The organism is Bacillus sp. FSL K6-0268, from assembly GCF_038005425.1.
Taxonomy (GTDB): Bacteria; Bacillota; Bacilli; order Bacillales; family Bacillaceae_G; genus Bacillus_A; species Bacillus_A thuringiensis_S.
Map to the genome: position 1 here is coordinate 5795163 of NZ_JBBOTF010000001.1, position 25047 is coordinate 5820209.

A 25047-nucleotide genomic window follows, 5' to 3' on the forward strand; every position below is an offset into this window, starting at 1 on the left:
AACAAGCAATACAGTTGTAATGTTAAATAATATATATACAAAAAAGGTAGATAAATTATTATCTACCTTTTTTGTATAACTTCTTGAAGGATTAGGGATTATCATCGTGGTGCTGATGAAGAAGGATAAGAGAATTTTATAATTTTTATGGTGTGATTATTAATTGTAGTATTCCTAAATATGGAATATACGTATAATAATAGAGAAGAACTAGAAATAGGGGTGAATACTATGATTACATTAGAGCAAAAGTTGGAGCAATATAAACATACATATGTACAGTTAAAGGGAGAACTAAAATGGAAAACGAGTGATTCTCGAACAGGAATGATGATTGCTGCTATGTATGCAGGTAGTGATAAATTGTTTAATCTCGAACGTTTTTTAGAAATTAGTAGTTATATTAAGAATCAGGTAGGGATGTTTTCATACTTAAAGTCTTATCATCGTTTTGTAGTGGCCGCAACATTAGATATTCACTTTACAGATTACAAGAAAGCTTTTCGGACGTTTTTAGATTTATATGAACAATTGGTCACTAGTGGCTTTAGCCGGAGTATATTTACTTATCTCGCAGCAGCTGTGCTTTTAACAGAAGAAAATGAACAGCATGGCGCGCACATTCAGCGTTCGATGCAAGTATATAAACGCATGAAAAAGGATCACCTCTTTCTTACAAGTACAAATGATTATCCGCTCGCGGTTTTATTAGCAGGACAATCAGAGAATGTAGAAACACTTATGGATCGTGTAGAACGTCTGTATCAGAAACTAGCGAAAGCTGGTTTGCGTAAAGGGAATGATCTTCAGTTTTTAAGTCATATTCTTTCACTAAAGAAGGATGTCCGTGAAGAAATGTTAGTTGCAACATGTACAAACATATGGAATTTGTTAAAACAAGAAAAGGTAAAAGTGAAACAGATGCATTATCCAGCAATCGGGCTACTAGCGTTACTTGAAGATGGAGAAAAAGAGATTTATGCTATTAAAGCGTTGATTGAAAAACTGCAGGGGGAGAAATTATTCCGTTGGCATGCAGATGCGAATATTCTTATTGCTATTCAACTGTTCGTAAGTCAGAAAGGTGAGGAAAGTAAAGCTACCAACACAGGTTTACAAACTATGATAGAAGTCCTCATACAAGCACAACAAGCAGCTATGATGGCAACGATTGCCGCTTCATCTGCAGCAACATCTTCTGCTAGTAGTAGCTCATAATATGTAACTACTTTAATAAGGAAGGTAAAAAAGCCCATCACTTTCTAATGAGTGATGGGCTAACTATTTTTACATAATCAGCATTATTTTTTCGACTCTTTCAAATGTTTGAGTTGTGTAACAATCATAATGCTAATAACAACGAGTAAAAACCATGAACTAATTTTGCTTAAGTGAACGAGATTCCACGCTTCCCGTTGATTTGGATATTGCCATGCTCCGAAAAATGTTGCGATGTTCTCTGCAATCCAAATGAAAAATCCGATAAGGAAAAAGGAGAGAACGAGTGGCATTTTATATGTAACGCCTTGTAATGAAAATTGTACAAATGTGCGAGAGAAAACAATGAATAGTAGTAAAGTTAATATCCATCTAAAATCGTATGTAAAGTGGTGTGTGAAAAAATTGAAGTAAATCATAGCTCCTAACGGCACGGCAAAAATAGCTTTCGGCCAATGATGCATTTTTAAATGCAACCTTCTCCACGCTTGACATATGTAACTCGCGACACTCGCATACATAAAACCGCTGTATAGCGGAACTCCAAAAACCTTCGAATATGCCTCTTCGGGATAACTCCATGAACCGAAATGTACTTTATATATTTCTAGTAAAAGGCCGATGAGGTGGAAGATGGTAATTACTTTTAGTTCGTCTTTTGTTTCAAGACCCGTCTTGTACATAATCCACTGCATAAGAAGGCATACGATGAGTATGAAATCATAGCGGTATAACCCTGGGATTGAAACAATTTTTGAAAGGGCTAGTGTTAAGAAAATAACAACCGGGAACAAACAGGATAATGCTTGTTCATAAGTGAAATTGAGTAGCTGTTTTATATAAAACATGTTTTCACCTTCTATAATTTTTCGTTTTAATTGAATAATCTGAAGAATAATTAAGTATACTATAGTTCTAAATGATAGAAAACTATAATTAGTTTGTTTGAAAAAACAAAAAATGTAAAATGAAGTTAATTCAATGTAGAGGAGATGTGCCAATGTCAGCGCTTATTGTAAGTATCCCGTTTATAAAGCAGTTTATGGAACTAGGGGATAAATGGGCTGAAACAATTATCCCCATTATGTAATAAAGGGGGATTTTGAAATGACAATGAATCTTTTTCGAAATAAAACGATTAAATTATCAGTTATGAGAGAAAAAGATGTTGAATTGATGGCTATGTGGCAAGAGGATAGTGAGTATTTAAGAAATGTAGATACAGATGTAGCATTCCCGCAATCTTTAAATGAAATAGCAAGTGATGAGTTATTAAAAGGACGGAGATCGAATAGTGTTTCTTTCATGGTAAGGACAGTTCAAGAAGATCGCTTAATTGGTTTTGTGGCGATTCATGGTATAGAGTGGAATAACAGAACAGGTTTATTAGCCATTGGTATAGGAGATGCGAATGATAGAGGAAAAGGATATGGGAAAGAAGCAATACATCTTATTCTAAAGTATGCTTTCTATGAATTGAATTTACACCGCATCGGTCTCGATGTTATTTCGTATAATAAACCTGCCATTGCATTGTATAAAAAGATGGTTTTTCAAATGGAAGGCTGTATGAGAGAAGCGGTTCAAAGAGATGGGAAGTGTTTTGACCGTCTGATTATGGGGATATTGCGGGATGAATGGATAGAGCTGCAAGGTTAGAAAGTACATTCGAAATTATATATGTAGTATGCAGGAGATATAATGGTAATTGGCGAAAATTTACAGTGTGTTGATTGAATTTATAAGGAGTCATGCAAAATGAATTTAGAAAAGGCAAAACCAGTAAATGAAGAGGTCGCCGAATTAAAAGAACTTATTAAAGAGTTACACGGAAGTGTGCACCAACTTCAAAGTGAAGTGCAGCAACTAAGGCACGAAAGACCAGTTGTTGAAGTGAGAAAAGGTGTTCAATTATCACCAACAATTGTCGGACAAATTGGTGGTATGATTTTAGGTGGTTTAGCAATTATCGGTATATTTTGGTGCTGCAAACCTTTTGTATTTGACGATATAATTTCATGCAATACAACTTTTACATTAAATAACGTAAATATATATAAGCATGTGATAACAAGAGTGCAACAATAGTTAATGGTAAACCAATTTTTAAGAAGTCCATATAAGAGAAGCCATGTCCTTCACGTTTTGCAATACCAGCAACGACTACGTTTGCAGATGCTCCGATTAGTGTTCCATTTCCTCCTAAGCAAGCTCCAAGAGATAACGCCCACCATAGTACTTCGATTTGCGGAGAATCGACAGATAGTCCGAGGTCCTGTAGCTAAGTCTTGAATAAGAGGAATCATCGTTGCGACAAATGGGATGTTGTCGATTGTCGCAGATGCGATGCCAGATACCCATAAAATAAGTATAGCTGCGAATCCGATGTCACCGTTTGTTACATCGATTACTTCTCTTGCAAGTGAAGAGATAAGTCCGATATCAATTAACCCGCCAACGAGAACAAATAATCCGGCGAAGAAGAAAATGGTGACCCATTCAACGTGGGCAAATACATCTTCAATATCATGTTCTTTCACGCCGATTAACATAAGAAGTGTAGCGCCTGTCATCGCGATAACAGCAGCGTCTACATGAATAATCGAATGAAGTACGAAGCCTAAAATTGTTAGTCCTAAAATCGAAATAGATTTTAAAAGGAGGCTTTGATCTTTAATGTAATCTTTTTCGTTTAATGCCATTAGTTTTTCGATTTGTTCAGGTGTTGTTTTTAGTTTGTTACGATACATGAAGTAAATAATGCCAAGTGTCACGATAGAAATAATAATTACGATTGGAGCTAAGTTAAGTAAAAAGGCGTTAAAGTCTAAATGCTTGTTTGCTGATCCAATCATAATATTAGGTGGATCACCGATTAATGTTGCTGTTCCGCCTATATTTGAAAACAGCACTTCTGAAATCAAATAAGGCACAGGATTTACTTTTAAAATACGTGTAATGGATAATGTAACAGGAACGATTAATAAAACAGTCGTTACATTGTCCAAAAATGCTGATCCGACAGCAGTTAATAGGGATAGTAATAATAAAATGCGAATCGGTTTTCCGCCAGCTGCTTTTGCCGCTTTAATGGCCACAAATTCAAAGACGCCTGATTGACTCGTAATATGTACGAGAATCATCATCCCAATTAAAAGGGTAATCGTTTCCCATTGAATATGTGATGTGAAAGCAGTATGTAAATCTACAACTCCAAAAATAATCATAATAGCAGCACCGAATAGTGCGATTACAGCACGATTCAATTTCTCAGAAATAATAAATCCGTACGTGATTAAAAATACGGCAATTGCAAAATAATATTGCCAATTTGCTACTTCATGTGCTGACTGTTCCAATCATGTCACCTTCTTTAAATTATGTATTCAATTGTCGAAATGTATCTCGCTGCAATAATACGGGATAAAATATATTGTAGCAAATTCAAAAAAGAAAGAAAACTATTTAACAAAGTGAAGGAAAAAATGTATTTTTTACATATCATATAAAAAATATAAAAAACACAGTGCAAATTATTAGGAAAAGTGAGCGTTGTCCTCTAATATAGAGATAGCAATTTACATTATTTTTGCGTAAAATGGTTTAAAGAGGTGAATTCCGATGGAAATAGTAAAAGATAGTTCTCTTATTCAAAATGAAATTGAACGTTTTGTAAATAAAGATGTATATATTCATTTAGAAACGACAAACGGAGCGTATGCATCACACATAAATGAAAAGATGATGACAGTTGGTGCTTTCATTCGAAATGCGATTATCCGTTTTGAACGCGGGAAGATAACTGGAACAAATCCATACCGAGTTGGTCTGAAAATGGATCACGGTTGGGTATATGCTGAAGGTATTACGCACTGGGAAGTAGACGATCAAGAGCGTTTATTATTAGCTGGACATGATAATTTAGGTCGTCTAGCAGTTGCACTTGAGTTAAGCTTAACACCATTTAAGTAAGAAGGAGGGAAACTTATGGAGAGACATGTACTTGTTGTATTTCCGCATCCAGATGATGAAGCATATGCTGCGGGAGGAACAATTCGCTTATTAACAGATCAAGGAGTACCTGTAACATATGCATGTGGTACTCTAGGACAAATGGGACGTAACATGGGTAAGAACGTATTCGCTAACCGTGAAACGATTCCACATATCCGTAAGAAAGAATTGAAAGATGCTTGTGAAGCGATGGGTATTAAAGATTTAAGAATGCTTGGCTTCCATGATAAAACGTTAGAATTTGAAGATGTTGATTTCGTTGCTGACAAAATTGAAGCAATCATTCAAGAAGTAAATCCATCTCGAATTATTACATTTTATCCAGAGCACGGTGTACATCCAGATCATAATGCATTTGGCCGCGCTGTCGTTCGCGCTGTATCACGTATGCCAAAAGAAGAGCGCCCAGTTATTCATGCTGTTGCGATTACGAAAAATCGTGAAGCAGTATTAGGAGAACCGGATGTTGTAAATAACATTAGTGAAGTATTTGATCATAAATTAACTGCATTAGGTGCGCACCGTTCACAAACAGAAGCAATGCTTGAAGACACGCATGCAAAAATAAAAAACAAAGATGCAGCAACATTAAAATGGCTGCAACTTGAACAGTTTTGGACTTATAAATGGGAGTAGGCTAGAAGGATACCTTCTAGTTGCTCTTATATAGAAAAGCGCCGTCACTTTGATGTGCACCCCAATTGTTAGACACAATTAACAATTGGAGGTGTATTTTTTTATGGGAAAGTTTTCTCCTAAAGAAAAGATACAGATAGTAAAACAATATTTTAATGGAATAGATGGTGGAAAAAGGCTTGCTAAATCTCTAGGGATTCATTCTAGTGTAATTTATCAGTGGATCAAACAATATGAGGCATTTGGAGAAAAAGCTTTTGAAAAACGCTATACAACTTATTCGCTTCAGTATAAACTAGATGTGCTTAAATATATGGATACGCAAGGGACATCTATTAGAGAAACAGCGGCAATTTTTAATATTTCCTCTCCTGAAATAATTCGTAGATGGAAAGTAGCTTATGATTCAAATGGTGTGGATGCCCTACGTTCAAAGCGGAAGGGACGTCCAGCTATGAAAAATAAGAAGGTTAAGGTGCAACCCAAAAAAGATACAGTGCTAGTTGAGGGGTCTATAGAAGCACTACAAGCAGAAAATGAACTTTTACGTATGGAAAATGATTATTTAAAAAAGTTAAATGCCTTAGTTCAGAAAAAGAACAAATCATAGATCAAGACAGAGCACAGGTAATTTATGAATTAAGGCACGAATACAAAATCATCGATCTTGTGAAAATCGCTGGTATTGCCCGCAGTACGTACTATTACTGGATTAAACAAATGGAACGTCCAGATAAATATAAGAACATTAAAGAATTAATCCAAGAGATTTTTGAAGAGAATTATGGTAGATACGGTTATCGTCGTATCACATTAGAATTACGTAACCGTGGATATATATTAAACCATAAAACAGTTCGTCGTTTAATGAATATTATTGGATTAAAATGCATGGTTCGTATAAAAAAATACCGTTCATATAAGGGAGAAGTAGGGAAATTCGCAAAGAATATTTTGAAGCGTGAATTTAATGCATCTAAGCCTAATGAAAAGTGGGTAACAGATGTCACTGAATTTCATCTCCATGGTAAAAAACTATATTTATCTCCTGTTTTAGACTTATATAACGGGGAGATTATAGCTTACAATATAGAAAATAAACCTGTGTATTCACTTGTATCAAAAATGCTTAATAAAGCCTTTACACGCTTAAATGATGGAGAAACTCCTATTCTTCATTCAGATCAAGGATGGCATTATCAGATGAAGATATATCAACAATCACTAAAAAAACATAAGGTTATCCAAAGTATGTCCCGTAAGGGAAACTGTTTGGACAATGCAGTCATAGAAAACTTCTTTGGCTTATTAAAATCTGAATTATTCTATCTTAAAGATTTTGAAAGTATGGAGCATTTTAAGATAGAATTAGAGAATTATATTCATTATTATAATCACAAAAGAATTAAAGTGAAGTTAAATGGAATGAGTCCAGTACAATACCGGACTCACATCCAATCAGTCGCTTAACTTCTTTGTCTAACTTTTTGGGGTCAGTTCACTTGTGATGGCGCTTTTTTTATTGAAGACTATATATTTCTTAGGGGGCTTCAAAATTTTTAAATTAACATGCAGTATAGCCTCCATCAACAAGAAGTGTTGTACCGTTAACAAAACTAGCATCATCACTTGCTAAAAATAAGACAGCTTTAGCGACTTCTTCTGGTGTTCCAAGTCTGCCTTGTGGATGAAGTGAAGCTAAATATTCTTTCTGTTCAGGATTAACACTACCAAGTAAAGGGGTGTCAATATAACCGGGGCACACCGCATTAATACGTATTCCGTATTTAGCGTAGGCAGTACATAAATTTTGAGTTAATAGTTTCACACCACCTTTTGCAGAGGAGTATGCTGTTGGGGTAGGTAATGAAACAAAACTATGAATCGAACCAGCGTTAACGATGACACCACCTGTACCTTGTTTAAGAAATTGTTCAATCGAATATTTATCAGAAAGGAATACCCCAGATAAATTAATATCAATAGTTTTTTTCCATTTTTCATAGGATAATTCGTTTGCTGGTGCATCATCAGCAACGCCGGCATTGGCATACATAATATCTAATTTACCGTATGTACTTACAGTCTCATGAATTAGCTGTTTAATATCTGCTTCTTTTGTTACATCGGTTTTAATAAATAACGTATTATATCCATGTGCATTCAATTCATCTGATAGGTCTTTTCCACGTTCAGAAAAGTCAGCAATAACTACTTTTGCACCTTCTTCGATAAAAAGACGAACGGTAGATTCGCCAATTCCACTTGCACCACCAGTTATGATTGCTACTTTGTCTTTTAATTTCATATAAACCTCTCCATTCATCAATGAATTTAAGTCGAATTTTTAAATTTTGTTATTAAACTATCAACCTTAAATAGTAAGTAGATAGAAGAAAAAGCTCGCGTTTACTTAATCGTAAAAGCCCGATTGGTGAGGGCTGATAATCAGTGAGGGATGAACAAAACCCCCACTGATTAAAGTTTTACTTTATTGTACTTTTTGATACAGTAATGGACGAAAATATTAATTTGGTCAATTTTATCATTAGATTGAATATTTGGTAAAGAGCTCTCGAAAAGAGCGAGTGCCGATGCTGAAAAATTAAAATAAACATTCAGTATTATTTGTAGGGTAAGGAACAAAGGGGAGAGATGCATAACGAAAAATACTATGCTAGTTAAATAGGAAAAAGCCTTGCAGGGGGGCAAGGCTTTAAACAGGGTATTAAAAATTATTGATTTATTAAGAATAACTTCTTCTTGTGAATAAACTAATTTTAGCATGATAACTCATATATATGTGTTACGAATTTGTGAATAAAAACTCAATGATAAAAGTATGAGTGAAAGGAAATAATGTATTTGAAATATGCATTATTACACAAAGTTCAGTTGAAATAGGGAGGGAAATAAAAAAGCGCAATGAGCAAAATAATTAAGAGACGAATTATACCAAAGATTAGTGGAACGCCTAATACTAAATTTCTTTTTGCATTTAATTCTTTAGAATTGATTTTTAATAATGTATGTAAGAAGCGTATATTTTGAATTATTTAATAGAATAATATATATTTATATTGATTTAATGATTTTAGTTTTTTAAAAATGGGGAAATGGATATGAAGGTTAAATTTGCCGTAATAAAAGATGAGAACTTTGATTGTAGTTTATTGGAAACAAAATTATTGAAAACTTTTAAAGAAGTAGATTGTGAAGCAGATATTGTAAAGGTTGAGGATGAAATTTTTGAAAACAATGATATACAAATGCATTTGTCAGAAATAACCATTAATGTTACTGGGAAAAATATCGGATTTAGATCCGTTTCAGCCAGTATATTTATTGTTCTAGAGAGTTTATCAATACAGCTATTTCGTATTCATATTAGTATACTTTAAGCAGTTCAAAAAGTGGATTCTTCAGAAAATCATACTGATTATATTGAGTTGTAAATATGAAAATAATAGAAATTATCGTAGGTGCTCCCGAATGTTGGATTGCACATTGTTTGTTGTTAAATAAGCAAGGGATACTTTTTCTAATTTGAACGTATCTTAACGCTAATTTATAAATAGAAGAATGGAAACATGTGAGTAATTCAATTAAAATGTACAAATAATTTGGTACGCGGATATACGGAATGTATTCACAGGTAAGAGGGTTGTCTCATAATATATATAGATTTTTCTATTAAGATGAACAGAGGGTGTGAATATATGGAAGATGTTTACGCTAAAATTGACAGTCTCAAGGCGGAGCAAAAAGAAATTATGCGAGACATTCGAAATTTAGAAACGCGTACCACTATTAATGAGAAAGACATAGCAACAATCAATAAGCAATTAGAAAAAATAAGTACAAACACAACTTGGATTTTGCGAATTATTATTAGTACGATAATAATGTCAGTTTTAGGATTGATATTAAAAGGAATGATTTAGTCTTGTGAAATAGAACAATATAAAAGAAAGAGGGGAGCTCCCTCTTTCTTTTATATAAATGAGAAGCTATAAATTTTCCGTTTCCTTTTCATCTGCATATTTTTCCTCTAAAGAAATTAATAGAGGAATGGATACAGTTACTAGAATGATTAAAGTAGTTATAAAAGATTTAGAAAGAGAAAAAGAACCTTCAATGAAAGGTGATAAAAACTTGAATGAAAGTATACTTGTTATTAAGGAAATTACTAAAAAGCTAAAAAGAGATATATTTTTATTCTTTATAGATGTCTCTATAAAGTCTTTAACACAGGTTATTACGACAAATATAGTTAATATGACAAGAGAAACAAAATAATGTGTTAAATTCGTCATACTAATAGTAGGGTCTTCTATTATGTAAGCAAGTAACTTAGATACTAATATTCCTCCAAACAATAAAATAATAAAAGCAAGTAATCCTTCTGATATATAAGTGCTGAAATTCTCTTTCTTGTTAAAGAGTTTATAGTTTAGAGTAGATTGGATTATTTGAATTAGGAATAGGGTAATAATCCATACATAATATACAAATGGTAATTCTCCTGAGAATAGAGAAATTAGAAAGTTTACTACTGTCCTTAAAATTTCAATCATTACGAAAGTCCTCCTACTTGTTCAGCGTTATGATATTAGGAATATATCGGTCTATCATTTTATAATTAGGTTTATAAATTCAAACTATTTCTAATTATTCCATAATAAGGTGGTTATATCAAGTTGTTATCTTCTATGGGGTGTATTAGTTGTTCACTAATATAAAAAGAACATTTGAACGTTAATACTAGAAAAATAAAAGTAATATGTAATATAATAGAAAAAGTATGTTTTAAAATCAATGTTAATATTACCCTCCTATAAGTATTAACATACGTAATTGAGGTGTTTTCTTTGTTGTTTTATGACCGGATTTCTATAATGGCCCCTCCTGTTCCATAGCTTAGGAAAGTCTTTTTACTTCTGAGATTTTCAAAGTTATAGGAGGGTATGAAAAATGAAAAAAGTCTCGGTACCATCACTTTTGTTAATGATTGTTCTTGTCGCATTTCCGCAAATTAGTGAAACGATTTACACACCATCTTTACCAGACATTTCAAAGGCATTACAGGTAAGTAATAATGAGGTGCAGTTAACACTTAGTGTGTATTTTGCTGGATTTGCGTTAGGTGTATTTTTTATTGGCTGGTTATCAGATATAATTGGTCGTCGCCGGGCGATGTTACTTGGAATTGTCGTATATGGCGTTGGGAGTTTCTTGTGCTTTATTGCAAATTCCATTGAAGTTTTATTGCTAAGTCGTTTTATTCAAGCGTTTGGAGCAAGTGCAGGATCCGTGGTTACACAAACGATTCTTCGGGAAAGTGTAGATGGGCATAAACGCCATGTTATGTTTGCTCAAATTTCGGCAGTCATTGCTTTTACACCAGCGATAGGCCCGCTAGTTGGGGGCTTTCTTGATCAAATGTTTGGATTTAAAATAGTATTTTTAAGTTTAGTTGTTATGAGTGTCGGGATTTTTCTGTATACGTTTGTTTCTCTTCCAGAAACAAAAACAGACTCAGTGACAAATAAAATAAATGTCTTTTCAGTATTGAAAAGATTAATTACAAATCCGAAAGTAGTAACATATGGGCTATTAATTGGAGGAGCAAATGGTGTTTTATTTAGCTATTATGCAGAAGCACCGTTTATCTTTATCGAATACTTTCAGTTATCACCCAGTACGTATGGATTTTTAGGAATTGTTGTTGCGTCTGCTTCTATTGTTGGAGCGAAAGTTTCAAAACGTTTACTGGTTACTTATAAGCCAGAGAAAATTATATATATCGGTTGTCTTGTAATGACAGGTGGAGCAGTCGTTTTATCTATTATTACTTCAGTTGGATCAAATCCAAATATAATATATATGATTGGATTTTTAGTAGCGATGTTTATATTGCTATTAGGAATTGGAGTAGCGTTACCTAATTGTTTAAGTTTAGCATTAGTAGATTTTCAAGATGTTATTGGTACAGCTGGTGCATTGTTTAGCTTAGGGTACTATATAATTGTAACGGTGACAATTTTGGGAATGAGTCAGCTGCATACAGGCTCGTTACTGGTGATGCCACTTTATTTTCTGGTTATTGTAGTTATTATGATGGTGTATACTAAAGTGTTTATTTTAGGTAAACAAACTTCAAAAGCAATTTAAATATGAAATGGTAAAAGGGTCTCATTAAAAATGAGACTCTTTTATATTTTATGCCTCAAAATTGGACTGGACTAAAGAAGTTAGTAATTTATTAATATATTAAATTTCTGATTGGTATATGAATCTAACGTTTGGGAAATCACGTTATCAACTATGAAGATTGAAGTACATGAGATGTGAAACCGAGGAAGAAATGCCATCCTTGGTTATTTATATTGTAATAATATTCATACCGGAATCATATTGAATAGATGTATTTTATTGTTAATTTAGTTAAAAATTAAGCAGGCTTATGTATAATAATTTATTGAAAAAATAATTGAATTTTTCAGATTAATGAATTAATATAAGGTAAGTAATTTTAAGATTTATAGAATATTGGAAGATGAAGGTTTTGAGAATTTTATTAGGAGCACAAAACGATTTTAGGATAGCTTTAAAGCTAGTGTAAAATGACGTTTGCTTCATCATTTTCAGGGCCGAAAGGAATTAGGGGAAAGCATCTTGTTTTAAAATGCGGCTATGAATCATCTAAGAGGGGGAAGTGAAGTGGCAAACAAAGAATTGAAAAGAGGTTTAGAAGCACGTCATATTCAAATGATTGCTTTAGGCGGAACGATTGGTGTTGGTTTGTTTATGGGGTCAGCCAGCACAATTAAATGGACAGGTCCGTCAGTAATGCTTGCTTATGCAATTGCAGGTATTTTTATCTTCTTCATTATGCGTGCCATGGGAGAAATGTTGTATATGGAGCCAAGTACAGGCTCATTTGCGACATTCGGTCATAAGTATATTCATCCGCTAGCTGGTTATATGACAGCGTGGAGTAACTGGTTCCAGTGGGTTATCGTTGGGATGTCAGAAATTATCGCGGTTGGAGCGTATATGCAATATTGGTTCCCGGATTTACCAGCTTGGATACCAGGTATAATTGCCATGGTCATTCTTGGTGCAGCTAACTTAATTTCTGTTAAGTCATTTGGTGAATTTGAATTTTGGTTCGCGATGATTAAAATTGTTACGATTCTATTAATGATTATTGCGGGATTTGGTCTTATTTTCTTCGGAATTGGTAACGGTGGAGAAGCGATTGGTATATCTAATCTTTGGTCAAATGGCGGTTTCTTTACAGGTGGTTTTTCAGGATTCTTCTTTGCATTATCACTTGTAGTTGGAGCATATCAAGGTGTGGAATTAATCGGGATTACTGCTGGTGAAGCGAAAAATCCGAAGAAGACACTTACAAGAGCAATTCAAAGTACAATTTGGCGTATTTTAATATTCTATATTGGTGCTATTTTCGTTATTGTAACTGTGTATCCGTGGGATCAATTAAGTACAATTGGTAGCCCGTTCGTAGCGACTTTTGCGAAAGTTGGTATTACGGCAGCAGCTGGACTTATTAACTTCGTTGTAATTACAGCGGCAATGTCTGGTTGTAATAGTGGTATTTATAGTGCTGGACGTATGCTTTATACGTTAGGGATAAATGGACAAGCACCAAAATATTTCACAAAACTTTCTGGAAATGGTGTACCTTTATTTGGTACAGTTGGCGTAATTATCGGTTTAGCGGTTGGTGTTGTATTAAGCTATATTGCACCGAAAAACTTATTCGTATATGTATATAGTGCGAGCGTACTTCCTGGTATGGTACCATGGTTCGTCATTTTAATTAGTCAAATTCGTTTTAGAAAAGAAAAGGGAGCAGAGATGAAAGATCATCCGTTCAAAATGCCATTTGCTCCTGTAACAAACTATTTAACGATTGCCTTTTTAATTATGGTATTAATCGGAATGTGGTTTAACGATGATACTCGTATTTCACTAGTTGTAGGTATTATTTTCTTAGCTATCGTTACAATTAGTTTCTATGCTTTTGGAATAGGGAAGCGAGCTCCGTTAGACGTTCAAAACAATAAAGAGATTTCAAGTAAATAAAGAAAAGGCTGTTCATCTGGAACAGCCTTTTCTTATTGTTGATATAATTTGATTTGTGATAGATATATTTGAAAAATCGTTGATATATTGTACGTTATGATAGATATATTTGAAAAATCGTTGATATATTGTACGTTATGATAGATATATTTGAAAAATCGTTGATATATTGTACGTTATGATAGATATATTTGAAAAATCGTTGATATATTGTACGTTATGATAGATATGTTCGAAAAATCGTTAATATAATTTCACATACTATCTGTCACTATCATGATTAAAATTTCTCTAATACGATTTTCCCGATGGTACGTCCACTTTCAAGTAGTGCATGTGCCTTCTTTAAGTTTTCAGCGTTAATAGGTGTTAATGTTTCATTTAAGGTAGTCTTTAAAATGCCTTCATCTAGTAGTTCGCTTACTTTATTTAATAGTTCGTGCTGCGTAATCATATCGCCAGTTTCATACATTGCTTTTGTAAACATAAACTCCCAAACGAGTGTAGCACTTTTACTTTTTAAAATACCCATTTCAAGAGGGTGTTCATTTTCTACGATAGAGCAAATTTTGCCTTGTGGTTTAATAAGGTCACATATTGCTTGCCAATGTTGATCTGTATTGTTTAAGCAGAAAATATAATCTACATCGCTGAATCCAAGGCTTTGTAATTGCTCTTTTAAAGGGGCATGATGGTCAATTGTATGGTCAGCTCCAAGCTTTTTAACCCAGTCTATCGTTTCGCCGCGGGAAGCAGTTGCAATTACATTTAGTCCAGCCCATTTCGCCAGTTGAATTGCAATTGAACCGACACCACCAGCTCCGCCGATAATTAAAATGTTTTTAAATGAGTTCGTATCTTTTTTAGTATGATCAATGCCTAAACGTTCAAATAAACCTTCCCAAGCTGTAATCGCTGTTAAAGGAATTGCGGCAGATTCAGCATCATTTAACGTTTTTGGTTTCTTACCAACGATTCTTTCATCAACTAAATGATATTCACTATATGTACCTTGTCTCGTAATGCTTCCAGCGTAAAACACTTCGTCGCCTTCTTTAAATAACGTACAACCTTCGCCCGTTTGTACGACAATACCACTCGCATCCCAGCCGAGTATTTTTGCTATATCTTCTTTTTTATCTTTCGGAGAGCGAACTTTTGTATCAACTGGATTAACGGAAATTGCGTTAATTTTAACGAGTATATCTCTTCCTGTAGCAACAGGTCTTTCAACTTCAATATTAATTAAACTGTTTTCTTCTTCAATAGGTAAGTATTCATGTAAACCAATTGCTTTCATTTCTATTCCCTCCATTAAAGTAAGAGTCATTTACTCTTTTATTATAGATGGTGAAATGCCATTATGTAAAAAAGTACACTCTTTTTTATTTATGCTGGTATGAAAGTGTGGAAGGAGTTTATTTCTAAAAAGCAGAATTTTTTATTGTGTTACTTTATCTTAAATTAAATGTAAAGGTGGATACATAATGACAGTAAAAAAGCTTTATTTCATCCCAGCAGGTCGTTGTATGTTAGACCATTCTTCTGTTAATAGTACGCTCACACCGGGAAATTTATTGAACTTACCTGTATGGTGTTATCTTTTGGAGACGGAAGAAGGGCCTATTTTAGTAGATACAGGTATGCCAGAAATTGCGGTTAATAATGAAGGTCTTTTTAACGGTACATTTGTTGAAGGACAGATTTTACCGAAAATGACTGAAGAAGATAGAATCATAACTATTTTAAAGCGTGCAGGGTATGAGCCAGATGATCTCCTATATATTATTAGTTCACATTTGCATTTTGATCATGCGGGAGGAAATGGTGCTTTTTCGAATACGCCAATCATTATACAGCGTGCTGAATATGAGGCGGCGCAATATAGAGAAGAATATTTGAAAGAGTGTATATTGCCGCATTTGAACTACAAAATTATTGAAGGGGATTATGAAGTGGTACCTGGTGTTCGGTTATTGTATACACCAGGACATTCGCCAGGGCATCAGTCACTGTTAATTGAGACAGAAAAATCCGGTCCGATATTATTAACGATTGATGCATCTTATACGAAAGAGAATTTTGAAGATGAAGTGCCGTTTGCAGGATTTGATTCAGAATTAGCTTTATCTTCAATTAAACGTTTAAAAGAAGTTGTGGCGAAAGAGAAACCAATTATTTTCTTTGGTCATGATATAGAGCAGGAAAAGGGATGTAAAGTGTTCCCGGAGTATATATAGTGCAAAAAGTCATGAGCTCGCGTGCTCATGACTTTTTCGTTTAAATAATTTTTTTAAATAAATTATAAACTTTTTTTGAACTATCTTCGTTTAACTGATAGTACGTAAGGTTTACATCATCAGGAGTATCTTGCTGAGCAATCATCACTTCGCTGTTGTGATGATCAACTACCCATATGAAATATTTTTTATAAGTTCCATCTTCGAAAGTAATCCACATATCACAATCTATTAAATCTGATCCTTCCTCATCCAATGTTAATTTGCCTTTTTTTGCGGTATTCATACTGTTAATAAACGTTTTTAACTCATCTGTTTTTGTGAGAAAGATATCCTTTTTTGTTTTAATTGATTCGACATGTATATCTTTTATTTCCTGTTTTCCTAAAAAAACAGGAGGCTCATTTGGATCTCGGGAGCTTGAAATAATAGTAGCTTTCTTTTTCGGCTTATTTGCAGTATACAGATCTTGAATAGATTTTCCCGAGTTTACAAACCATACAATTCCAGAAATAATTAATACGCTACCTAACAATAAAATAATTTTTTTAATAGGATTTTCTCCTCTCTATTACTTTGTGTGAAGAGCTTTTCTATTAATATATGATAGGTAAGCGTAAAGTATTATAGTTGAACTTGGTTATGCTTCACAGTTTTTATCGGGCGATCTATGAGTAAATTGTAAGTGAGCCCAATTAATACGAAAATGCCACCGATAACTTTACCGATAGAGAGTTCATTTGTCAGGAAGAAATCAATAATAGTCCCCGCAAATAATTGTCCGATAAAGATGAGTAATGTTAAATAAAAGGCTGATATTTTAGGAGTAATATAGTTGGATAATGAAATAACGATAACGCCTACTAATCCGCCTAAGTACACGGCGATAGGAATAGATTGCAACGTATGAATAGGGATATACAATGAATCTGAACTGAAAATTAAAAATAACATAGAGAAAAATAATCCAGTAATATAATTGAAAAACGTGCCTTCCCAGTTTCCAATTTCCTTTGCTAAATTCGCGTTAATAATTCTAGCAACGACGATAGAAACACCAGCTAAAATAGCGATCGTAATATATAACATATTTTTGCCCCCATTAATAAATTGTCATGATAATAATCCCAGAAGAGATGAATGCTAATCCAACTAGTTTTTTCTTTTCAAACTTTGCAACTTTCATTCCTAATAAGCCGAAATGATCAATAACGATGGAAGCAATAGATTGACCGAGTAAACTTAATGCGATCGTAATAGAGGCACCGAGGACGGAGAAACTTATATTATTAAAAAGAACAGTGAATACTCCAATCGCTCCAGCGCTATATAAAAAAATCGGAATACCTTTATCGAAATGAATTTTATGTTTGTTTAAGATTAAAATGAAGATAACTGCAATTAAACCGACGAGGTGAATGACAACGCTTGCTGTATACTTCCCAATTAACTCGGATAAAATTCCATTCAATGGGAGCATAACGGCGATGAGCACACCAATAAAGACAGAAAGAAAGTTATACAATGTAATATCCCCTTTATATTTCATATTTGTAATGACTGTATCATGCTGAAATTGTGTATTGTTATGACATATGTCATAGTGGAAGAAGAAAATTTTAATTACAATGGGGATGAGTTGTAAAGGTGGGGGACTATGAAGAAAGTATGTAATTCTATTAAACTAGCAGAGTATATGAAGAAAAATAATATTGATTCATTTTTTAGTCATGATATGAAGCCATATATGGAACTTATATTTTTTAAAAAGAATGAGTTTATTTGTAGAGAAAATGAAGAAATAGAGTATTTATTTTTCTTCGTTGAAGGAAAAGCGAAAGCGTTTAATACATTAAGTAACGGGAAATCTGTATTGCTATGTTTCTATGATAGTTTGCAGCTGTTAGGAGATGTTGAGTTAATTCATTCTCAAAAGACTGCTTCAAACGTACAAGTAATGGCAGATTCATATTGTGTTGCTTTACCTTTAGGAAAAGTGAGAAATCAGCTATTTCATGATGCGAAATTTTTAAGATGTATTTGTGGATCGTTAGCACATAAGTTAAATCGACTTTCAAAAAATAGTACAATTAATTTACTATATCCACTTGAAAATAGACTTGCAAGTTACATGTTAGCAGCAGGGGAACGAGCGGTGCAGCACGGAAATCGAATTGTGTTTAGTGGGAATTTAACGGAAACAGCTGAATTGTTAGGAACGAGTTATCGGCACCTATTACGTACATTAAATATTTTTTGTGATAAAGAGATTATAAAGAAAAACAATGGTTGCTTTGAAGTAGTGAATGTGGATGTTTTGAGGGAATTGGCTGCGGATGTTTATAAATAGGAGATGAAGTTATAAATGATTACACCTATATTTAGAATTTTTGATATTGAAAAAGCAAAACTATTTTACATAGGTTTTTTAGGATTTAAACTGGATTGGGAACATCGGTATGAGGAAAATATGCCATTATATATACAAATTTCGTTAGATGATACTGTGATACATTTATCAGAACATCATGGTGATGCCTCACCAGGTGGTACGATTCGGATCAAAATAGATCATGTAAAGGATTATCATTCTGTATTATTAAGTAAAGAATATGCTTATTCGAAGCCGAATATAGAAAAAACACCTTGGGGTACAATTGAATTAACTGTGATTGATCCGTTTTTAAATAGAATTATATTTTATGAGGAAAAATTGTCGGAGTAGAAAGGATTCATATACAAATATTCATGGGTTAAGTAGTGTAGTTACGTGGTAAATGTAATGAAGAGTAGTTCATAAAGTAGTGAACTGCTCTTTTTCATGTTGTTAAACAGATTGAATTATTGAAAAATAAATCGTATGATAAAATACATGAACAAATGAGCATATATTCATTTGTTGTAAGGAGGAGGGAAAAGATGTTAGATGCAATCATTGTTGGAGCTGGTCAAGCGGGATTGACAATAGGATACTACTTGAAGCAGGCAGGATATAATTTTTTATTACTCGAGGCAGGAAACCGAATTGGTGATTCATGGAGAAATAGATATGATTCTTTGCGGCTCTTTACACCGAGTGAATATAGTAGTTTACCAGGTAGGATATTAAAAGGAGCAAGGAATGAATTTCCACATAAAGATGAAATTGCAACTTATTTAGAAGAATATGCAAGACATTTTCAATTACCGGTACAATTACAAACGGAAGTTCTAAAAATAAAGAAAGAAAAAGAAATATTTGAATTACATACTCCTACAGAAATTTTACAAACGAAAAAAGTTATTATTGCATCAGGTGGTTTTCAGCAACCATTTATTCCCTCAGTTTCAGAAAATCTTTCACCACATATTTTTCAAATACATTCATCACAATATAGATCATCATCGCAAATTCCACAGGGGAAGGTACTTGTAGTAGGTGGCGGAAATTCAGGAATGCAAATCGCAGTAGAACTTGCAAAAACGCATGAAGTTACGGTGTCTATTAGTCATCCCTTAACGTTTTTACCGTTACAACTTTTTGGAAAAAGTATTTTTAATCTGCTAGAAAAAGTGGGTTTATTGTACGCTGAAATAAATACAAAGAGGGGAAGATGGTTTCAGAAGAGAAAGGACCCTATTTTCGGTTTTGAAGGTAAGAAACTTATTCGTAATGGAGCAATCAAACTACAAGAAAAAGTAGTAAGTGCATCAGGAAATAACATTATGTTTCAGAATGGTGATATTTATAGTGCAGAAAGCGTTATATGGTCAACTGGTTTTGTTCAAAATTATAATTGGATTGAAATTGAACAGGCAGTGAATGAGAAAGGGTTTCCTAATCATATAAAGGGAGTTAGTCCAGTAAGAGGATTGTATTATATCGGATTGCCGTGGCAATCTCAAAGAGGCTCTGCGCTTATTTGTGGTGTAGGAAAGGATGCAGTATATTTGCTTTCTGAAATCAAAAAAATAGATCAGTAGCAATAACTACTGATCATCCATATGTACATGAATTAGGAGAGGTCAAACATTTATTAACTTTATTATAATAGATTTTCATAGAATTAAAAACTGAAAATTCAAATTTCATGTTGAGAAAGTTTTTTGTATCGAAATATATGAAAAAATAGGGATTTTCATCCCACATTAACGGACAGTAAGGCCTCCACTGATTAAAGTTTCACTTTATTAAAAGGAAAAATGATATTTATATTTTAGTAAATTATGATATAGTCTAAATAAGTGTGTTTTTCCATAAATGTAATTATTTTCATTGTAGTTTCGTTTATATAAGGGAAGGAGAAGTAATTATGAAGTTTGATGATCAACGCTTACTAGGAGTCCGATTAGGTTCTGTACTTGTGACAGAGGAAAATCAATATTTAGTAATTAAGAAAAAAGATCATTATGCACTATTAAATATACATAATTTAGAATGCACTCATGTTGAAGTGCAGTTAGAACATTTGGAAGAAATGTTACATGAAGATTTCCAGGAAAGTATAACGGAGATTATCGCACCAGAACATATAAAAATTGTTGCGAAAAATGTTATATAGATAAAGAAGCTGGAAGGAACAGCTTCTTTATTTTCATTATAAGGATAACGTTTTTACAACCTCACCAATGATCCCTTCCATTTGATGAACACCTAAATCGGAATTGGTCATAATAACAGCGCCATTCCCGCAGTATGGATAACAAACCATCATACATTGAAATCCGACGCCCCATCCGAGTGAATAAATCTGTAATTCTTCATTAGAATCATCTAGAAAAACACCTAATCCAGTCCATTTTGAGCAACCTTGAGGAGAAATCATGTCTAGTACTAATTTTTGAGAAAGTTTTAGTTTGCCCTTTCCTTGTAAGGAATGAATGATTTCAATGACTAAAGCTGATAAGTCAGTTGGTGTTGTCCAAATGCCTGAAGCAGCTGCGAATGGATAAAATGGAAATCTCTCATTTGTTACAGTTCTATCTTTATTATGGCCGCAAGCAAAAACATCGGTTTTATCTATGTCTTTTGGAGAGAAGAGTGTACTATTTTTCATTTGTAGTGGCTGAAAGATATATTCTTCAAGTAAAAGGTTAAATGGTTTTCCAGTTATATCTTCAAGTAGTAGTTCGATAATACAAAAGTTTGCATCAGAGTAGTGAAATTCACTTTCTGGTTTATAAGTTATTTCTATTGGTACTGAACAATATGATGTTTTACCAGCAAGGAGTTCAGATAAGTTTGGTCGCCCTTGTGCAAATGTAAAATGTTCAAAACTATTAGGAGGATCAATAATTCCAGATTGGTGACTTAATAAATTTCGCAGGGTGACTTTTTTCTGTGAGGTAAATAGATTGGTAGGTATGTTCCAAGATGTAAGTCTATCATTTACGTCTTCATCTAAATATACGATACCTTGCTCTGATAATGTTAGTACGAGCATTGTAGTGATGAATTTGCTGATAGAGCAAGAATTAAAGAGAGAATTTGTAGTAACAGCTCTAGTTGTTCCATCTTCAAGTGTTCCAAAGGCAGTCGCTTCATCTAGTTTGCCATTACGTATAACAGCGAGGCTTAAACCTGCAACGGAATATTGATTCATTTTTTCGTATATATTGCTACTTTTTAAGTTCATGGTGACTCCTTTCTTTAAAGACAGAATATTATTTTTATTATACAGTAGTAAAAAAAAGAAAACACTTCGTCATTCACCAATGAAGTGTTTTCTTTTTTAGTTAGTTTGAAGTGAACTTTTGAAAAAATTTGTCTCGGTACATGTACATAACCCATGAGGTTGTTATTAAAGAAATGATGATTTGTTTGTTTTTAATTGGTGCATTGAAAACAAGCCAACCCACTATATCAAATAATAAATGTAGCATGATTGAAAGAACTACAAATTGAAGTAACGTATTTAAAAATCTTTTCATAAAGTGTCCCCCTAAAATAATAGGTTTTATTAACAGTTTGATATAGTGGTATTATACAGTAAATGTTTCTTGTGGTAAAATTTACATAAGTTAGTGAAATAAAACAAATGAAAGTTAGTAAGGGGGAACATTCATGGAATTCTGGATGGTTATACTGATAGTAGCCTTTGGATTCATTTATATCGCTGAAAAATTAACTACAATTGAAAAGAAAAATGATGCGCGTTTAAAGAGAATTGAAGATAGATTACAATTAATTACGAAAGAATTGGGAATTGTAGAAAGAGAACCTGAAATTAATAAAGAACTACGCCAGCTTGTAGAAGAAGGCAAAAAAATTACAGCAGTTAAGAGAGTAAGAGAAGCTTTTGGTTTTTCCTTACTAGAAGCGAAGCAATATGTTGATAAATTATAAAAAAGATCACCCATTTGGGTGATCTTTTTCACTGCACCATGCGTGTATTTACATAAGCCGCGATTATAACGTGTCCAATTATAATGATAGGAAATAAGATTTTGGCATTAGGAGTAGTGAAGACACTACCGATTGTCGCAATGACACCAGCAATTAAATTATAAAGACCTACTATTTTTGATAGTGTCACTTTATCAAGCACGCGGCGTTCGTTGAATCCTGATAAGAGGCAAGTGTATTGTTTTACTCCGATGAAATAAGCTAGTGCAAATGAAATGATTGCTACTATGAATAATGATGGTGAAGCGAAGAGAGTCATTGCAAACACCTCCGTTAATGGGCTATAAATAAATTATAGTCTGAATGTTATAATTTAACAAAATACAATTTTGATTTTAAATGTAATAGAAAAATGGAGTATTTGTAATGAGGGGAGATTAAGTATGAATATTGTGGAGTTTCAGATTGGGATGACAAATTAACGAAGGAACTAATAGAAATGGTAGAAAAGAAATTTCAGAAGCGCGTAACGGATTTCATTATTACACATGCGCACGCTGATCGAATTGGCGGAATAAAAACGTTGAAAGAAAGAGGTATTAAAGCGCATAGTACAGCATTAACTGCAGAATTAGCAAAGAAAAATGGATATGAAGAGCCGCTTGGAGATTTACAAACAATTACGAGTTTGAAGTTTGGCAATACAAAAGTAGAAACGTTCCATCCAGGGAAAGGACGTACAGAAGATAATATTGTTGTTTGGTTGCCACAATATAAAATTTTAGCTGGAGGCTGTTTAGTGAAATCTGCGGAAGCAAAAGATTTAGGGAATGTTGCAGATGCATACGTAAATGAATGGTCTACATCGATTGAGAATGTGCTGAAGCGATATGGAAATATAGATTCGGTAGTACCTGGTCATGGAGAAGTAGGAGACAGAGGATTACTTTTAGATACATTGGATTTATTAAAATAAGAAATTGTAGAAATACAAAAGAGAGGAGAAATAATTTTCTCCTCTCTTTCTTCTAACTATATTTAAATGCTGAATCTGTCGATTACGCCAGCATGTATTACTGAGATTTTAATTCCAAGTATACAAATACTAGAACTGTCATAATTGCTATAACAACGTAAGTAGCATCAAGCATTATAAGTGTTTTTAAAGTTTCAGTCATTCTAATTCACCCCTGTTATAAAAATATAACATGATCTTTTTATTGATTAGATAAGAGATCATAAAGATAAAATGTATATGAAATTTCTTAAGTAGTTTCTATATAAATATATCATATAAATAATGTAAGTAATGTTAAGATAGTGTAAATGTATTGTAAATAAAAAGCTTTACAATAAAGGCTTTAATAAAAAATGATAGTTCCTTAAAATAAAAAATACGCTATTCTTTCTATTGAATGATAGAAAAGGATGGCGTTTTTGTATGTCTATTTTCATATGTGATGAATTGCAACTATTTGTATAAGGGTTCAAAAAATTTTCGTTGTATATATTTCTCCAAATTAATTATTTAGCTATTTAAAAGTATCGAAAGATGTGTGCACACTAATGTACATTTTTTAGTGTCAATAAAAATATTATGTCAACAATATGAACTGTCACAAATCTTTATATATTATTGTGATTGATATCACATCACTTTTTTTCAATGGGTATTATGCTTAAGGTGTAATAAATGATTGGGAGAGGGTGGGATGATATGTTTTGTTATCAATGTGAACAAACGCCAACAGGCGGATGTAAAGTGATGGGTGTTTGTGGTAAGAATGAAACGATTGCGAGTTTACAAGATACGATTGTGTTTGGGCTAAAAGGAATTGCAGCTTATCGCACACATGCTGCTCAGCTAGGGTATACGGATGCATTTGTAGATGCTACAACACAAGAAGCTTTATATATGACATTAACAAATTCTAATTTTAACGAACAAGAGCATATTGATATGGCTATGAAAGTTGGGAAATCAGCTTTACGGGTGATGGAGTTATTGGATGAGGCACATACGAATCATTTTGGTGTGCCAGAACCTGTACAAATTACACAAAATCGTGTAGAAGGTAAAGCAATTGTAGTTACGGGCCATAATTTATTTGCATTAGAAGAACTATTAAAGCAAACAGAAGGAAAAGACATTAATATTTATACGCATTCTGAAATGCTACCAGCACACGGATACCCGCAGCTGAAAAAATATAAACATTTAAAAGGAAACATCGGTAAGGCATGGTATGATCAAAGACGCCTTTTTGAAAAATTTACTGGTGCCATATTAGCTACAACGAACTGTGTTATGCCAATTAAAGGCTCGTACTCTGATCGATTCTTTTCATATGACATTGCAGGTTTAGAAGGTGTACAAAAAATTGAAAATGATGATTTTACAACGTTAATTCAAAAAACGCTAGAACTTCCAGAAGTACATATGGAGTCGGATGAACAGTTAGTGACAGGGTTTCATCATAATACAGTATTATGATTATT

General features: G+C 33.3%; 25 protein-coding genes and 4 pseudogenes. 18 read left to right on the top strand and 11 right to left on the bottom strand.

Going from position 1 to position 25047, the window contains the following annotated elements; all coding sequences use genetic code 11:
* The first annotated feature begins 180 nt into the window (after positions 1-180).
* A complete protein-coding gene (locus MHI28_RS30080; RefSeq protein ID WP_002162676.1) occupies positions 181-1218 on the top strand; it encodes a DUF4003 domain-containing protein in 1038 nt (345 codons plus the stop codon).
* 83 nt (positions 1219-1301) lie between these two features.
* Here MHI28_RS30080 and MHI28_RS30085 read toward each other — a convergent pair whose 3' ends face one another.
* Positions 1302-2066 carry a DUF817 domain-containing protein gene (locus tag MHI28_RS30085; RefSeq protein ID WP_000499395.1) on the bottom strand — a complete coding sequence of 255 codons (765 nt, stop codon included), beginning with the start codon at positions 2064-2066 and terminating at the stop codon, positions 1302-1304.
* Positions 2067-2325: 259 nt separating this feature from the next.
* Between MHI28_RS30085 and MHI28_RS30090 the strand changes: the two genes are divergently transcribed.
* Together MHI28_RS30090 and MHI28_RS30095 are read left to right on the top strand one after the other, a co-directional pair.
* Positions 2326-2877 carry a GNAT family N-acetyltransferase gene (locus MHI28_RS30090; protein ID WP_000178512.1) on the top strand — a complete coding sequence of 184 codons (552 nt, stop codon included), beginning with the start codon at positions 2326-2328 and terminating at the stop codon, positions 2875-2877.
* Positions 2878-2976: 99 nt separating this feature from the next.
* A pseudogene (locus MHI28_RS30095) lies at positions 2977-3201 on the top strand (hypothetical protein); the annotation flags it as partial.
* Positions 3202-3250: 49 nt separating this feature from the next.
* On the opposite strand, the pseudogene MHI28_RS30100 reads toward MHI28_RS30095, so the two are convergent.
* Positions 3251-4577, bottom strand: a pseudogene (locus tag MHI28_RS30100) (ArsB/NhaD family transporter).
* 262 nt (positions 4578-4839) lie between these two features.
* On the opposite strand from MHI28_RS30100, the gene MHI28_RS30105 reads away from it, so the two are divergent.
* The 3 genes from MHI28_RS30105 (at position 4840) to MHI28_RS30115 (ending at position 7338) form a co-directional block, all read left to right on the top strand.
* Complete coding sequence (locus MHI28_RS30105) at positions 4840-5190, top strand: YojF family protein (protein WP_000407045.1); 351 nt, start codon at positions 4840-4842, stop codon at positions 5188-5190.
* A 15-nt stretch (positions 5191-5205) separates the two neighbouring features.
* On the top strand, positions 5206-5868 hold the full coding sequence (gene bshB2, locus MHI28_RS30110; protein WP_000439483.1) for a bacillithiol biosynthesis deacetylase BshB2: 663 nt from the start codon (positions 5206-5208) through the stop codon (positions 5866-5868).
* 103 nt (positions 5869-5971) lie between these two features.
* A protein-coding gene (locus tag MHI28_RS30115; protein WP_327947199.1) for an IS3 family transposase occupies positions 5972-7338 on the top strand; the annotation gives its coding sequence in 2 pieces (ribosomal slippage) (positions 5972-6434 and positions 6434-7338; 1368 coding nt in all).
* A gap of 94 nt (positions 7339-7432) precedes the next feature.
* Here the strand turns inward: MHI28_RS30115 and MHI28_RS30120 are convergent.
* Entirely contained in the window at positions 7433-8176 is a 744-nt protein-coding gene (locus MHI28_RS30120; RefSeq protein ID WP_000768007.1) for an SDR family NAD(P)-dependent oxidoreductase, read from the bottom strand.
* An 814-nt stretch (positions 8177-8990) separates the two neighbouring features.
* Between MHI28_RS30120 and MHI28_RS30125 the strand changes: the two genes are divergently transcribed.
* Positions 8991-9269: a hypothetical protein gene (locus MHI28_RS30125; protein WP_000865002.1), complete on the top strand. Its 279-nt coding sequence runs from the start codon at positions 8991-8993 to the stop codon at positions 9267-9269.
* Between the two features lie 318 nt (positions 9270-9587).
* Positions 9588-9812, top strand: coding sequence for a hemolysin XhlA family protein (locus MHI28_RS30130; RefSeq protein ID WP_000390464.1), 225 nt, complete (start codon positions 9588-9590; stop codon positions 9810-9812).
* A 66-nt stretch (positions 9813-9878) separates the two neighbouring features.
* Here the strand turns inward: MHI28_RS30130 and MHI28_RS30135 are convergent, their stop codons facing one another.
* Entirely contained in the window at positions 9879-10445 is a 567-nt protein-coding gene (locus MHI28_RS30135; protein WP_000570035.1) for a DUF5823 family protein, read from the bottom strand.
* A gap of 397 nt (positions 10446-10842) precedes the next feature.
* Here MHI28_RS30135 and MHI28_RS30140 point away from each other — a divergent pair, with 397 nt between their 5' ends.
* Together MHI28_RS30140 and MHI28_RS30145 are read left to right on the top strand one after the other, a co-directional pair.
* Complete coding sequence (locus MHI28_RS30140; protein ID WP_000758020.1) at positions 10843-12042, top strand: multidrug effflux MFS transporter; 1200 nt, start codon at positions 10843-10845, stop codon at positions 12040-12042.
* A gap of 549 nt (positions 12043-12591) precedes the next feature.
* Positions 12592-13983, top strand: a complete 1392-nt coding sequence (locus MHI28_RS30145; RefSeq protein ID WP_001284408.1) for an amino acid permease — start codon at positions 12592-12594, stop codon at positions 13981-13983.
* A gap of 280 nt (positions 13984-14263) precedes the next feature.
* On the opposite strand, the gene MHI28_RS30150 is transcribed toward MHI28_RS30145, so the two are convergent.
* Entirely contained in the window at positions 14264-15283 is a 1020-nt protein-coding gene (locus tag MHI28_RS30150) for a zinc-binding alcohol dehydrogenase family protein (protein ID WP_000643781.1), read from the bottom strand.
* A 187-nt stretch (positions 15284-15470) separates the two neighbouring features.
* Between MHI28_RS30150 and aiiA the strand changes: the two genes are divergently transcribed.
* On the top strand, positions 15471-16223 hold the full coding sequence (aiiA, locus tag MHI28_RS30155) for a quorum-quenching N-acyl homoserine lactonase AiiA (RefSeq protein ID WP_000216598.1): 753 nt from the start codon (positions 15471-15473) through the stop codon (positions 16221-16223).
* A gap of 40 nt (positions 16224-16263) precedes the next feature.
* Here aiiA and MHI28_RS30160 read toward each other — a convergent pair whose 3' ends face one another.
* From MHI28_RS30160 to MHI28_RS30170, 3 genes are all read right to left on the bottom strand, one after another.
* Positions 16264-16758: a hypothetical protein gene (locus tag MHI28_RS30160; RefSeq protein ID WP_000901705.1), complete on the bottom strand. Its 495-nt coding sequence runs from the start codon at positions 16756-16758 to the stop codon at positions 16264-16266.
* Positions 16759-16847: 89 nt separating this feature from the next.
* The gene (locus MHI28_RS30165) at positions 16848-17312 is read right to left on the bottom strand and encodes a DMT family transporter (protein WP_000965812.1); all 465 of its coding nucleotides are present in this window, start codon (positions 17310-17312) and stop codon (positions 16848-16850) included.
* A 13-nt stretch (positions 17313-17325) separates the two neighbouring features.
* Complete coding sequence (locus tag MHI28_RS30170; protein WP_002082423.1) at positions 17326-17772, bottom strand: DMT family transporter; 447 nt, start codon at positions 17770-17772, stop codon at positions 17326-17328.
* Between the two features lie 108 nt (positions 17773-17880).
* Between MHI28_RS30170 and yeiL the strand changes: the two genes are divergently transcribed.
* From yeiL to MHI28_RS30190, 4 genes are all read left to right on the top strand, one after another.
* Positions 17881-18573 (top strand): transcriptional regulator YeiL, encoded by a 693-nt coding sequence (gene yeiL / locus MHI28_RS30175; RefSeq protein WP_000754833.1) that lies wholly within the window; start codon positions 17881-17883, stop codon positions 18571-18573.
* 15 nt (positions 18574-18588) lie between these two features.
* Complete coding sequence (locus MHI28_RS30180) at positions 18589-18948, top strand: glyoxalase superfamily protein (RefSeq protein WP_340828419.1); 360 nt, start codon at positions 18589-18591, stop codon at positions 18946-18948.
* A gap of 194 nt (positions 18949-19142) precedes the next feature.
* Positions 19143-20186, top strand: a complete 1044-nt coding sequence (locus tag MHI28_RS30185) for a flavin-containing monooxygenase (RefSeq protein ID WP_000882899.1) — start codon at positions 19143-19145, stop codon at positions 20184-20186.
* Between the two features lie 329 nt (positions 20187-20515).
* Entirely contained in the window at positions 20516-20764 is a 249-nt protein-coding gene (locus MHI28_RS30190; protein ID WP_000666947.1) for a hypothetical protein, read from the top strand.
* 36 nt (positions 20765-20800) lie between these two features.
* On the opposite strand, the gene MHI28_RS30195 is transcribed toward MHI28_RS30190, so the two are convergent.
* Together MHI28_RS30195 and MHI28_RS30200 are read right to left on the bottom strand one after the other, a co-directional pair.
* Positions 20801-21838, bottom strand: coding sequence for a serine hydrolase domain-containing protein (locus tag MHI28_RS30195; protein ID WP_001050192.1), 1038 nt, complete (start codon positions 21836-21838; stop codon positions 20801-20803).
* Between the two features lie 100 nt (positions 21839-21938).
* Entirely contained in the window at positions 21939-22133 is a 195-nt protein-coding gene (locus MHI28_RS30200; RefSeq protein WP_000819656.1) for a hypothetical protein, read from the bottom strand.
* A gap of 133 nt (positions 22134-22266) precedes the next feature.
* Between MHI28_RS30200 and MHI28_RS30205 the strand changes: the two genes are divergently transcribed.
* Positions 22267-22548, top strand: a complete 282-nt coding sequence (locus tag MHI28_RS30205; RefSeq protein ID WP_340828421.1) for a hypothetical protein — start codon at positions 22267-22269, stop codon at positions 22546-22548.
* 28 nt (positions 22549-22576) lie between these two features.
* Here the strand turns inward: MHI28_RS30205 and MHI28_RS30210 are convergent, their stop codons facing one another.
* Positions 22577-22867 (bottom strand): DUF3784 domain-containing protein, encoded by a 291-nt coding sequence (locus MHI28_RS30210; protein WP_000171767.1) that lies wholly within the window; start codon positions 22865-22867, stop codon positions 22577-22579.
* Positions 22868-23008: 141 nt separating this feature from the next.
* On the opposite strand from MHI28_RS30210, the pseudogene bla reads away from it, so the two are divergent.
* Together bla and MHI28_RS30220 are read left to right on the top strand one after the other, a co-directional pair.
* Positions 23009-23524: pseudogene (bla, locus tag MHI28_RS30215) on the top strand (subclass B1 metallo-beta-lactamase); the annotation flags it as partial.
* Positions 23525-24265: 741 nt separating this feature from the next.
* Positions 24266-25039: pseudogene (locus tag MHI28_RS30220) on the top strand (hydroxylamine reductase); the annotation flags it as partial.
* Between the last annotated feature and the right edge of the window lie 8 nt (positions 25040-25047).